Raw genomic sequence first — 12,346 nt, 5'->3', positions numbered from 1 at the left:
TGGCATCCTAATGCTAAAGTCACGCTTTTGATATTTTATCTAAATTCGTTTCTATCTTTATCGTATGTCCCGATATAGTCAAAGTCAATTGATTGGAGGTATTTGTTACGCAATTGTTATATAGTTCTTAAGATGTAGAGGTAACAATTCCATAGTGTGTAAATTACAGGAGATTACGATGTGCCAATTGGATATCCTTGTTCATTTTTTTGTTTTCAGATCATCTTCAAAACGGTTCTTTTTGGTTTACAGATGAGACCGTTTCTCATATAATTTATGTAACCAAGTTTCATGTGATGAAACATGAGGAGGGCATCATGCCATGGAAGACCGCAAGTTAACCGTCCGGGCTGTAGAACGGGCGCTGGATATATTATTATGTTTTACCACGCGCAGTGATCTTGGACTCACTGAAATTGCTAGTCAGATCGGTTTGCACAAAAGTACGGTACATCGATTGATGGCTACACTGGAGGATCGGGGGTTCGTAATACGTGATGCGGCAACCGAAAAGTATCGGCTAGGTATTCGGATCTGGGAGCTGTCAGCGCATATGTCACGTAGTGACGATCCTGCAATTTTGCTGTTACCTGCAATGGAGAGGCTGCGTGATCGCTTGGGCGAAACCGTAAGTCTCTACCTTCGTGACGGCGGTGAACGGATTCGGATTCAGGCTGTGCAGAGTGATCAGGCGATTCGGCGGGTTGCACCTGTAGGGGTCAGACTGCCGCTTTCCGTAGGAGCCTCCAGCAAAGTATTAATGGCTTTTGCCGCTGATGAGGATCGGGAGGAACTGATGAACGGCCCGGAATGGCCAGTATTTATCGATCCGGCCGTCTATCTGGCACAAATGGAAGACATTCGAGTGAGTGGCTACGCAACCAGCTATGAGGAACGCGAGCCGGGAGCTGCCGCTGTGTCTGTGCCAATTATGGATCGCAGAGGCAACATTGCAGCAGCGCTTTCCGTGTCTGGACCTGTTAGCAGGCTCTCGCAAGAGACATTACATGAGTACGCGCCTGTGTTGAAAGAAGCAGCTGTACAAATGGGACTTATGTTGCCATAGGGGAAGGCTCTTGCATGACGTTTTGCTCGAAAGGAATTTCCTCTCTGGAATATTAAGGTTGAATTTAAGCCCAGATTACGCTACTCTGTAATGGACGACCCAGCGGGGTCGGTTGAATGTCATATTTTAAGTTGAACAGCGGCTTGATTGTCGCAATACGTTTACGTTACTGGGGGAGTCCGAATTGTCCGGACTGAGACGGGATCGCATGAGATCCCGGACCCTTTGCACCTGATCTGGATCATACCAGCGTAGGGAAGTAATCGGCCATATGACCACAAACACCACAGACGTTAACACGGGATCCATGCTGTATTGCAGTAGATGGCTCTTGTTGCGTGTATGGTGATGGACATTAGTCGGTTCCTTCGGAACCGGCTTTTTTTATTTACAGCGGCAAGCAGAGATTCAGTTGTTGTGTTTCACCTTGGAAGTGACAGCACAATAATTGCGGCGTATATGCCTGTACTTCTAAGAGAAGTGATCTCGTGTTCGTGCTCATGCTGATTGTACATAAAAGTTGTCTTTTGGATCATTCTAGCTGCTTATGCAGGATCAATCCTGCTGTGCTTCTGTGCTCTGCTTTTTCCAGACAGGTGTGGTAAGTCAAAGCTGTCACATTGGTGGACGATATGGGCAAATGAAGATCACAGAGGAGGAAACAGGAGACATGAATACAGGTAACCAAACGGGGCAACAGACGGGAATAGAGGAAACAGGGCGCGATGGTCATCCGGTGGAAAAGAAAACCGGAGCGGCTGAAGGGGTTCAACCCTTCCCGGGTAGCCGCAAAGTCTACATTCAGGGCTCACGACCGGACATTGCTGTACCGGAGCGTGAAATTGCCCTTCATGATACGAATACTCCCCAAGGGGTGGAGCATAATGAGCCGCTGCGTGTCTACGATACGAGCGGACCGATGACCGATCCCGAATTCCAGATGGATATTCGGAAGGGATTACCTGCGCTCCGAAATCACTGGATTATGGAGCGCGGTGACGTTGAAGCATATGAGGGCCGCGCAGTGAAGCCGGAGGATAACGGATTGAAGCCTGGAGGACGGAGAGCCGGGGCAGAAGAATACCCTGGATTCCGCGGTCAACCGCTACGTGCTCAGGATGGGCGCTCTGTCACACAGATGCATTATGCGCGGCAGGGCTTGATTACGCCCGAGATGGAGTACGCCGCTATTCGTGAAGGCGTAGAGCCTGAATTCGTGCGGCAGGAGCTGGCGAGCGGCAGGGCGATTCTTCCATCCAACATCAATCACCCGGAGAGTGAGCCGATGCTGATTGGGCGTCATTTTCACGTGAAGATCAACGCCAACATAGGCAATTCCGCTGTATCTTCCTCCATCGAGGAGGAGGTGGAGAAGATGACCTGGGCTGTTCGCTGGGGATCGGATACGGTAATGGATCTCTCCACAGGCAGAGACATTCATACCACGCGGGAATGGATCATCCGTAACTCCCCGGTGCCGATTGGTACGGTGCCGCTCTATCAGGCGCTGGAGAAGGTAAATGGCGAGGCGGAGGCACTCACTTGGGAGTTGTACCGGGATACGCTGATTGAACAGGCGGAGCAGGGCGTGGACTATTTTACAATTCATGCGGGTGTGTTGCTCCGATATATTCCGATGACAGCGAAAAGGATGACGGGTATTGTGTCTAGAGGCGGGTCAATTATGGCGGCGTGGTGCCTGGCACATCATCAGGAGAACTTTTTGTACACTCATTTTGAAGAAATCTGCGAGATTATGAAAAGGTATGACGTTGCTTTCTCCCTCGGGGACGGACTGCGTCCAGGTAGCATCTACGATGCCAACGATGAAGCACAGATGGCGGAGCTCGCCACACTTGGGGAATTAACGCAGATTGCATGGAAGCATGATGTGCAGGTGATGATTGAAGGGCCGGGGCATGTGCCGATGCACAAGATCAAGGAGAATGTGGATTTGCAGATGGAGATCTGCCAGGAAGCGCCGTTTTATACGCTCGGGCCACTGACCACAGACATCGCACCGGGATATGATCATATTACGTCTGCGATTGGGGCAGCGATGATTGGCTGGTTTGGTACGTCTATGCTCTGCTATGTCACTCCAAAGGAGCATCTGGGGCTTCCGAACAAGGATGATGTACGTGAAGGGGTTATCGCTTATAAAATAGCTGCCCATGCCGCAGACCTAGCCAAAGGCCACCCACGCGCTCAGCGCCGGGATGATGCACTGTCGAAGGCACGCTTCGAGTTCCGCTGGAGAGATCAGTTTAACCTGTCACTTGACCCAGAACGGGCACTGTCTTACCACGATGAGACGTTACCCGCAGAAGGGGCGAAGGAAGCACATTTCTGTTCCATGTGCGGACCGAAGTTCTGCAGTATGCGCATCACGCAGGACATCCGTGCCTTTGCCGCAGATCGCGGCCTGAACGATGATGAAGCAGTAGCCGCCGGGATGCAGGCGAAGGCTGAGGAGTATCGGGCGAGGTCGTAAGCTTCCACAACTGAAAAAAGTGACCCGACAGGACTGTAGTGCCTGAGCTTGGGTCACTTTTTTATGTTAAGTTGTAGGTTACTCGTAATATCCTTTTGCATAGACGGCTGCGGTTGAGAAGCAGAGATGTTTCATTTCATCCTGTTGATTTTCAGGCGGCATCTCCAGGAACCACGGCTCCTTCATATCTTCTCGGGTCATGGGTACCGGACGCCACAGGATCAAACCGATCTGATCGAACTGGAAACTGCAACCAAGCTCGGGATCTTCACGGTCATATGGCGCAATAGCGTCCAACTGCGGTATCAAAATGTCAGCCTCGGTGCCAAGCAGATCAAGTTCTCCCAGCATACACTTATACTCATCACTTTCATGAAATTCAATAAAATGTACTTTGCCTTGAGCATCATATTCCACGTTGGGATCAAAGCCGAAAGCTTCCGTTTGTTCAACTTCATTTTGTGTCATGCCTAAACGGATACCCCCGATGGATTGACCTGGTTCTACAGTGAGATGTTTCATGGTTACATTCCCTCCAAAATAAAAAGTCTACATAGTTGTGGCTGACCAACCTTGTCATGAAGCAGGGTACCGCGTACTAGAAACTGCAAACAGTGCGAAAATGCTTATACTTTCTTCGTGATACCGATATCCCGCTCCAGATTCGCGCCTAATAATGAAAGCGGCGTATAGATGGTCATACTTGTATCGGAAGATGCCTGCTCAGCGGCAGGAGCCATGGAAAGCTGAGCAGCGACAAGACAAGTATCCTTGCGTTCAAGAGCAAGCTGCTGCAATGCTTCTTCTAACGCGGTGATGTAGCCTTCCTGGTCACCTCGCATGATCATGTCGAATAGACCAGGGAGCAACACGGATTCAAGCTCAGGCTTGTTCTTTCCTGCCAAGTGTCGATCCATATAGTCACGATATCGAGCCATCGTCGGCTCTACGGTGGCAGGGTTGGTAAACGCAAGCAAATACCGCTTCGGATATTTTACCATCATCGCGAGCAGTGAATCGTCAATACCCGTTACCTTAATCGGTAACGGTTGTATTTGTTCCAGTACGGCAGCGAACAAGGTGCATGTTACAAGAATGGCGTCAGCGTGACAGCGGCTCATCCATTGCAATGTCTGATTTACTTTTTCCCGAACAAGCGCACTATTGAAATGCTCATCATGCTTGAGCCGATCAAGACCGGGGTCTACATAGTGAACCAGTTCGATATTATAGGAAGTCAAGGCTTGTTCAATCAACCTGATATTGGAGTGATGCGCGTGGAAACAGGCAATGGTGCTCATAGGCAATCCCCTTTATGTAGAGTGGCTACAAGACGCGCCTGAATCACACAATTAGAGTGAACCATCGGTTAAGAAACTTCGCGCCTGAAATGTCACCTTTTACACGTAGTATAGGGAGTAGCCGGAAAGATGTAAAGCGTTATCTCATGTTCATGGATACGTTCTTTTTCGCCATTTTTTGCTGTAAAATTTCATGGAAGGATAGGCCTTGAGTGTTCTCATTTTCCTTTTTGGGCACATTTGTCTCCGTGTTGCGCGGATATTGGTGGTGGTACGGGATCATTTGCTGAATAGGCATGCGGATCATCTTGGTTTCCTCCTTACATGCATGATGGACATGCATCGTTAGTTTGTATGTATATTCAACATTCGTTTTGTTGGTGAAAATAAAATGAATTCACCTTGTACGCATATAGGTACATATGACTTGTTACATGAAGAAGCGGAAATTCGATCGTTATTCCGACTCGGATGTAGTGATTTTACCCGGTATTCAGAAGATGTAAACGGTTTTAGGAAAATTCAGGAACAAAGAACCTGATATAAAAGGCGAGGCATGGGAGCGTGGTATCGGTTGTTATGCGAATGGTCCTAATTTTAGGGAAGTCAATGGTACTTGCCTCTAAGACATATGTCCAAGTGACTAGGTATGGTATATGCTAACTAACTTGGTTCTATGGTCGGGGTATATTAATCGAAAAATGTCAAAAAAGCTGCCAAGACCACTTGGCAGCTACAGGTTTCCTCATTTGATTCTCTCTTTAAATTCTTTTCTGAAGAGGGGTATCCGTTCGTATTACTTCCGTTACCTACGTTCGTTTACCGCAATATATACATCCACCTGTGTATGTTCCGGGTCTAAACTGCGTTCATCATAGTACTCAAAATCGCCGGTAAATGTACGGTCTTGCTGATGGCTCCACGCCCACACCGCTCCCCACACTTCGCTGACCACCTCAACCATGGGTCCGGTTCTCGAAGTAAACACTGCATAGGTAGCAGGCGGTAACTGTACCTCGTCGAAACCTTCAGGTAGTCGTTCTTCCTCGCCGATTTCATGTCCGATCAAAATGGTATATTCTCCAGCAATGCCATCCGCGTAATCCGTGTAACAGCCATAGCGTGCAGCCTCAGTAGCCGGAATGTGTTCGGAGGCAAAATAACGGCCCCACAACGCACCGATGCTGCCTTGACCGCTCATCTCAATTGCGTTGGTTGTACGTGCGGACAATCCGGCTAAGCGTTTGCCTGGAAGGGTGACATAGCGAACAGGCTCCTTGGTCAGCAGAGTATCGTTCACCGCAGAAGCAACGTCAGATGATGGTGCCCCAGCATGAATAGGTGCATGAGCGACAGTCGCTGTCCCGTCCGGACCGTTTCCTACATTTCCTTCATTACGCCAGCGTTTCAGAAAAGGTAGTTGGTTGCGTAGCATCGAGCGGGCTGATTCCTCGTCCATGCCTTCTTCTTTGAGAATAGCGGTGCACATCTCGATCATGCCTTCTAGCGTCATGCCTGGTTGTTCGAACTTGCCATCCTTGTAACAATAAATGCAGTATTCGCGGGTGGTGCTGCCATTCATTTCTGTACCAAATTGATCGGTACTTGTGAGTGGCATTCCACAGCTTTGACATACGGTAACGTTCATTATTCATTCCTCCTCGGTTATATGTACAACTTCAACCTGAACATAGTTGAAGTATACGGGGAGGAACTGGACAGCTGTCTGTCAGGTTTGAGCTGAGGTTTTATAATTTTGCACAATCTGCTCTGCCATCCGGCATACATTGTCCCGAATATGCAGAGGTTCCAGCACCTCCACGTCCGCGCCAAAACCGAGAATAAAGCCATATAGCCAGTTATCCTCAGGGAAAGCGATCTGGCTGATATAATACCCGTTCCCGTCAGGCAATACATTCTCAATCCCAAACCATTCTTCCGCGAGATGACGGGCACGGGCATGGAATTTCAGCGTGAGTCCAATGTGATTGTTCGGACGGCTCCATTCCTGCTGCCACGGTCTGTCCTGAAGATTGATGGATTGACGTTCAAAATGTTGTTCGGCAAGCACAACCTCTTTCATGCGAACCAGCTTGAACATACGGAATTCATTCCGTTCATGGCAAAAGGCGTACAGATACCACGCGTGCCTTTTCAGCACAAGGGTGTGTGGATCGACCGTGCGACAGGTCTCTGCACCTTCGGCGCTGCAATAGGCAAAATGAATGCATTGAAGTTGATCGATTCCCTGATCGATGACCTTTAATTTCTGTTGCAGTGCTTCAGGGTGAGTCCACGTTGAATAATCCACGATGAATCGGTGTGTGCTGGCCTGAAAATCTTCATTTTTGGCTTCCGGCACGATACTGCTCAGCTTCTCTACCAATAACTCACGCGCAGTATTCGTATGAGTGGTTGAGATGCTACGCAGCGCCGTGACGATGGAAGCGAGATCCTTGTCGGTTAACAGATTGCGATCCAGCCGGTAACCTTCTGCCAGTCCGATGCCACCGCTTGCGCCCTGATAGGTCACCACCGGAATTCCAGCTTGGCCTAAGGTGTCGATGTCTCGATAGATTGTACGAATAGACACTTCAAACATGTCTGCCAGGTCTTTGGCCTGTAATCGCCTGCGATTAATGAGCAGTACCACAATGGCTAACAAACGCTCCAGTTTCATAGATATATCTTCCTTTTTTATTAGTGTCTATAGAATTGGACAGCATTTACACTGAACACTCCAATGACAGAATAACCTTCCAATCGCTGTTATCCCCAGATTTTTTGGATTCCCTTTTCCAAAGGGGAAAATCCGGGGATAAAGGCGAACGCTTCGCTTTTTCAGGTTTTTTCTGTCCTCTCCGTTAAAGTGTAAAAGAAAAGTCAAACTTATATAACATTGCTTTCAATTGTGTATGTGGGAGTTATCTGTTAGATTCATAGGTATTATATGCTCAGCATCCCATATAGGAGTGAAATAAGCAATGAAGCGAATTACGATTCTGATTGCGGACGATGAAATAGAGATTGCGGATCTGGTATCCTTACATTTACAAAAAGAAGGCTATCATACCGTCAAGGCTTCTGACGGACAGTCGGCACTACAGGCCGTTCAGACACACGCCATCGATCTGGCGGTTCTGGACATTATGATGCCGGGTATGGACGGGTATGAGGTGACACGTAAAATTCGGGAACAGCATCATTTTCCAATCATTTTCCTGAGTGCGAAAACGTCGGACATGGATAAAATTACAGGACTCGTGATGGGTGCCGATGATTATATGACCAAACCGTTTAATCCAATGGAGCTTGTGGCTCGCGTGAACTCTCAACTACGGCGTTCTTTGCAATTCAGCCAGTCCAGCGCGGTGCCACAGCGTTCTGTTTTAGAAAAGGGTGGACTTGTTATTGTCCCCGACCAACATAGCGTAACGCTTTACGGTAAACCGCTGGATTTAACACCGAAGGAATTTGACATTTTAGTGTTGCTTGCCAGCAATCCTAAACAGGTCTTCAGTGCAGAAAGCATTTTTGAAAAAGTTTGGGGCGAGGCGTATTTTGAGAGTGGCAATACCGTCATGGTACATATTCGGACGTTGCGCAAGAAGCTCGGAGAAGATGTGAACAAGAACAAGTTAATCAAAACCATCTGGGGTGTGGGGTACACGTTCAATGACTAAACGGAGAAGTTTTCGCACAACGATGATTATGATGCTTGGTCTGAGTATGCTTTCTTCTGGCGTCGTAACATTTATCGTGTATAAGCTGTTACAGATGTACTACGCAGGGGTGAGGCGGGAAGATTCGCTTGCGGAATTTCGTAATATGATGAGAAGTATTGGCGATTTATATGTCTTTATGCTGCTCTTTATCCCGCTTGCGATTTTATTTTTTTACTTGTTTACCAGGCGTTATGTTACGTATTTCAAAGAGATTTCCGCAGGCATTAATCAGTTGGCTAATGGGGATTTTCATCATCAGGTACAGATTGTAGCCAAAGACGAATTGGGTACGATTGCGGAAAGTGTTAATATGGCGAGTCAGAAGCTGCGAGAAGCGGTGAAACGAGGAGACTTTGCCGAAAACAGCAAAGACCAGCTCATCGTAAACCTTGCGCATGATCTGCGCACACCGCTGACCTCTGTACTGGGTTATCTGGATTTGCTCATGAAGGATGAGCAGTTGACTGAAGAACAGGCAAGGCATTTCATCGCGATTGCGTTCACCAAGTCCCAGCGGCTTGAGAAGTTAATTGATGATCTGTTTGAGATAACACGAATGAACTACGGCATGTTACCTGTACGCAAAACGCGGCTGGACCTAAGCGAGCTGTTGAAGCAGATGAATGAGGAGCTTTATCCTGTTTTTGAAAAAAATAATCTGGTCACCCGTTTACATATCGATTACGATCTTACCGTATCCGGAGATGGGGAGCTACTCGCCCGTGTGTTCGAGAATCTGCTAATTAACGCTGCCAGACATGGCAAGGACGGGATGTACGTGGACATCAAAGGATTTCACGATGGAGGTCACGTTGTCATTCAGGTGACGAACTATGGGGGACATATTCATCCCGATGATCTGCCGCACATCTTCGACATGTATTATACCGGAGATCGTGCACGGACCGTACAAGAGGGAGGTACGGGGCTTGGACTGTTTATCGCACGTAATATCGTGGAGCAGCATGAAGGCGTAATATCGGCTGTAAGTGATGTGGTGCACACGATGTTTGAGGTTCGTCTGCCTGTTTTCCAGCAGGTTTCTCATGAAACTTAAGAAAAATTTAAACATTGCCCTGCGTTTTCTTTAAATTGTTTTGTCTATCCTTGAATCATGAGAGGAAGGAGGAACAATCATGAAAAAGTGGGGCTTTCTACTATGCATCATTTTGGTTGGATATATCGTAACGCAATCAACGGCAGCTTTACAGCAAAAAGAGGGGGTGCCGATTGTTATTTTGGATACCGATGAGAAATACAGGGGGTACCATGAAGCTACAACTCAAGATATGAAACAGCAAATACATAAAGGCAATCTTGTTTTGGTCAATTCCAAGCATCCGATTCACCCGGAGGGTATTCGCTCCGATGTTGTATATGTAGCTGATGAAGAAGATTTGCTCCAAGGCTATGGCATCATGGATCAGACGTTGATGTTGTCTCGTGAGGTCACAGCAAAATTTCAGAAGATGGTTGAGGCTGCGGGTAAAGAGGGTGTGCGCTATTTCCTGATGAGCAGCGGGTACAGAGATTTTGAGAAGCAGGACGAGCTGTATCGGCAAAAGGGTTCAGACTATGCGTTGCCTGCGGGTTACAGCGAGCACAATCTGGGATTATCTTTGGATATAGGTTCAAGTCTGGGCGCAATGAGTGAGGCTCCAGAAGGAGCATGGCTGGAGAAAAACGCATGGAAATACGGTTTTATTTTGCGATATCCGAAAGATAAAGTGAACGTGACTGGTATTCAGTATGAACCCTGGCATTTCAGATATGTTGGCATGCCGCATAGTGCAGTGATGTACAAGAACCATATGGTTTTGGAAGAGTATCTGGAGATGTTAAGAGAAAAGAAAGACGTAAGCGTCGATCTGGACGGCGTTACATATGATATCCATTATTATCAGGTGTCGCAGGATGCGAAAATTTATCTGCCAGAGAATGATGCCTATGACATCTCCGGTGATAATATGCAAGGAGTTATTGTTACGGTTGAAAAATCGTCTTGATGATGAGTATCAACCTAAGAGGACGGCCTGACGGAGGAGGAGGGAGAGACAGCATGAGACAGAACGAGCCGGACGAGCAGTATAGGCAACAGGGTCAAAAAAATCACCCAAAAATCAAACTTTTTGATGACAACCAACGTCATAAGAATCATAGTCCCCATCGCAATGGGATAAACCCCAGTCCGCTTCGAATCGTCTGGACTGCCCTATTCGTAGTCTATCTCTATATGCTAACCAAGCTGATTTTATTTAAAGGAGGGCCCATGGATGTAGGGCTGGTATGGGACAGACTGATGGCGTTACTGCGTCAACCAGATCTGATTCATACACGAACTGTAAATCTGACGCCATTTCAGGAGATCAAACGAGACTGGCATAGTCTCTCCGTTCATCACCGATCAGGAACAGCCATTCACTTGGTGGGTAATATTCTTGCATTTGTACCGTTTGGTGTATGGATTACGGGTCTGGTACGCCATTCTTTTTTCGCCGGGATTCATGTGCTGTTCCTATCCTTTTTACTTAGCCTGGGGTATGAAGTGACACAGTTGCTGACGGGGATGGGCATCTTTGATGTGGATGATCTTATGCTGAATACACTTGGTGGAATGATCGGATATGTGTTGTATATCGTGTTACTGGTATTGAACAGGCTATTCACTGGAGGAAGATCGAGAGTAGTCGTGAATAATTAGGTGACTCAATCCTCCAATATATTGGACATTAAGCGAATCTCCCTATGAACGCACAGTTGTAGCAATGCGTAAGAGGTTTTTTTATAAAGGCACAGAGGTGGCGGGGAGTTTGCAAACCCACGTAAGCCCCGCAACCCCGCAACCCTAAACCTTTATACTTCAGTGCTTTGTCTCCTCGCAGCGCTAACGATCATGACAGCCCTTATTTGCCTGATTTAGATGGGTTTTAAATTCTAACGATCACCAGGAACGTTATTTGGCTGGATTTCAGCTGAAACTAAGATAAATCGAAGGGATTTACTTAAATAGCGTTCCTATGGATCGTTAGAATTTCACAAGGCCTATTTGGCGCCCAATAAGGCTCCTTATGATCGTTAGAGTCGTTAGCATTTTGGCTGCCGGTGTCATTGACGTTGATTTCTTAACTTCAGAAACTTTCCTGCGACGATACAATTTTGCTTTGTTCGCCAGCGGGGGATTTTCACCTTAAAGTTACACTCTAGAGCATTGATTTGAGTAGTTTTTAGCGGAGCATTTTGTGATACTTCTTCATCGTTGTAGTGGAGAGACATCTAATGAGATAAAGAAAAGACGATTCACCTATTACCTGTTTGCTCACTATACTTGGAGGAGGGCTCGCTTTGATTGTGTTAGCTAAACAGCTTGCCGGAAGAATGAGAGCGCTGATCGCTATCGAAAGTGAGATCGCAGACGCAACACATAGACAAGAAGAGGAACAGGCCATACGAGCGTTGGAAAAGGAGAGATCCACACAGATTCGTAGTTTCATGCGTGATGAATTATTGGTCATTAAAACGGTTATGAATATTGGCCGATGCGAAAGAGGTTATCGTTATTATGCCAACTCAGAGAACACAGATTATTATGAGATCATTCACCTGCCTATTGAGTTGAACAAGCATGAGTTGATGCAGAAGTATTCATATTATCTGGTACATAAAACAGAACATGAGCTTGCAGATAGAATGGAGTATTATACGGCTGTTTCTGAACAACTGAAGGAAGGTATGGCTATTTTGAAACTCTAGGAGGTAGATC

At 47.0% G+C, this 12,346-nt stretch carries 12 protein-coding genes and 1 riboswitch; of the genes, 7 read left to right on the top strand and 5 right to left on the bottom strand.

Annotated features, from left to right (window positions below; translation table 11 throughout):
* Window positions 1-322 precede the first annotated feature (322 nt).
* Window positions 323-1,066 (top strand): IclR family transcriptional regulator, encoded by a 744-nt coding sequence (locus J2T16_RS27705; RefSeq protein WP_090924571.1) that lies wholly within the window; start codon window positions 323-325, stop codon window positions 1,064-1,066.
* Between the two features lie 161 nt (window positions 1,067-1,227).
* A riboswitch (TPP riboswitch) is annotated at window positions 1,228-1,341 on the top strand.
* A 395-nt stretch (window positions 1,342-1,736) separates the two neighbouring features.
* Complete coding sequence (gene thiC, locus J2T16_RS27700; RefSeq protein ID WP_336121206.1) at window positions 1,737-3,560, top strand: phosphomethylpyrimidine synthase ThiC; 1,824 nt, start codon at window positions 1,737-1,739, stop codon at window positions 3,558-3,560.
* A 78-nt stretch (window positions 3,561-3,638) separates the two neighbouring features.
* Here the strand turns inward: thiC and J2T16_RS27695 are convergent, their stop codons facing one another.
* From J2T16_RS27695 to J2T16_RS27675, 5 genes are all read right to left on the bottom strand, one after another.
* Window positions 3,639-4,082, bottom strand: coding sequence for a hypothetical protein (locus J2T16_RS27695; protein WP_221791441.1), 444 nt, complete (start codon window positions 4,080-4,082; stop codon window positions 3,639-3,641).
* A gap of 104 nt (window positions 4,083-4,186) precedes the next feature.
* A complete protein-coding gene (locus J2T16_RS27690) occupies window positions 4,187-4,861 on the bottom strand; it encodes an aspartate/glutamate racemase family protein (RefSeq protein WP_221791439.1) in 675 nt (224 codons plus the stop codon).
* A 139-nt stretch (window positions 4,862-5,000) separates the two neighbouring features.
* Entirely contained in the window at window positions 5,001-5,168 is a 168-nt protein-coding gene (locus J2T16_RS27685) for a hypothetical protein (RefSeq protein WP_186809853.1), read from the bottom strand.
* 498 nt (window positions 5,169-5,666) lie between these two features.
* The gene (locus J2T16_RS27680; RefSeq protein ID WP_154891903.1) at window positions 5,667-6,509 is read right to left on the bottom strand and encodes a zinc ribbon domain-containing protein; all 843 of its coding nucleotides are present in this window, start codon (window positions 6,507-6,509) and stop codon (window positions 5,667-5,669) included.
* A gap of 81 nt (window positions 6,510-6,590) precedes the next feature.
* On the bottom strand, window positions 6,591-7,541 hold the full coding sequence (locus tag J2T16_RS27675) for a helix-turn-helix transcriptional regulator (RefSeq protein WP_090924566.1): 951 nt from the start codon (window positions 7,539-7,541) through the stop codon (window positions 6,591-6,593).
* Window positions 7,542-7,845: 304 nt separating this feature from the next.
* Between J2T16_RS27675 and J2T16_RS27670 the strand changes: the two genes are divergently transcribed.
* The 5 genes from J2T16_RS27670 to J2T16_RS27650 all read left to right on the top strand — a co-directional run bounded on the left by J2T16_RS27670 (window position 7,846) and on the right by J2T16_RS27650 (window position 12,336).
* Window positions 7,846-8,544 (top strand): response regulator transcription factor, encoded by a 699-nt coding sequence (locus tag J2T16_RS27670; RefSeq protein WP_499020022.1) that lies wholly within the window; start codon window positions 7,846-7,848, stop codon window positions 8,542-8,544.
* Window positions 8,537-9,643 carry a HAMP domain-containing sensor histidine kinase gene (locus J2T16_RS27665; protein ID WP_336121203.1) on the top strand — a complete coding sequence of 369 codons (1,107 nt, stop codon included), beginning with the start codon at window positions 8,537-8,539 and terminating at the stop codon, window positions 9,641-9,643. The genes J2T16_RS27670 and J2T16_RS27665 overlap by 8 nt, the downstream gene beginning before the upstream one ends.
* A gap of 79 nt (window positions 9,644-9,722) precedes the next feature.
* A complete protein-coding gene (locus J2T16_RS27660; RefSeq protein ID WP_499020019.1) occupies window positions 9,723-10,592 on the top strand; it encodes a M15 family metallopeptidase in 870 nt (289 codons plus the stop codon).
* A gap of 53 nt (window positions 10,593-10,645) precedes the next feature.
* Window positions 10,646-11,287 carry a VanZ family protein gene (locus J2T16_RS27655; protein WP_336121201.1) on the top strand — a complete coding sequence of 214 codons (642 nt, stop codon included), beginning with the start codon at window positions 10,646-10,648 and terminating at the stop codon, window positions 11,285-11,287.
* Window positions 11,288-11,928: 641 nt separating this feature from the next.
* The gene (locus tag J2T16_RS27650; RefSeq protein ID WP_221791425.1) at window positions 11,929-12,336 is read left to right on the top strand and encodes a hypothetical protein; all 408 of its coding nucleotides are present in this window, start codon (window positions 11,929-11,931) and stop codon (window positions 12,334-12,336) included.
* Window positions 12,337-12,346 lie beyond the last annotated feature (10 nt).

Source organism: Paenibacillus intestini, assembly GCF_030803945.1.
Classification (GTDB): domain Bacteria; phylum Bacillota; class Bacilli; order Paenibacillales; family Paenibacillaceae; genus Paenibacillus; species Paenibacillus polysaccharolyticus.
The sequence above is the reverse complement of the archived record's forward strand: the minus strand, read 5'-3'. Positions and strand labels throughout refer to the sequence as shown.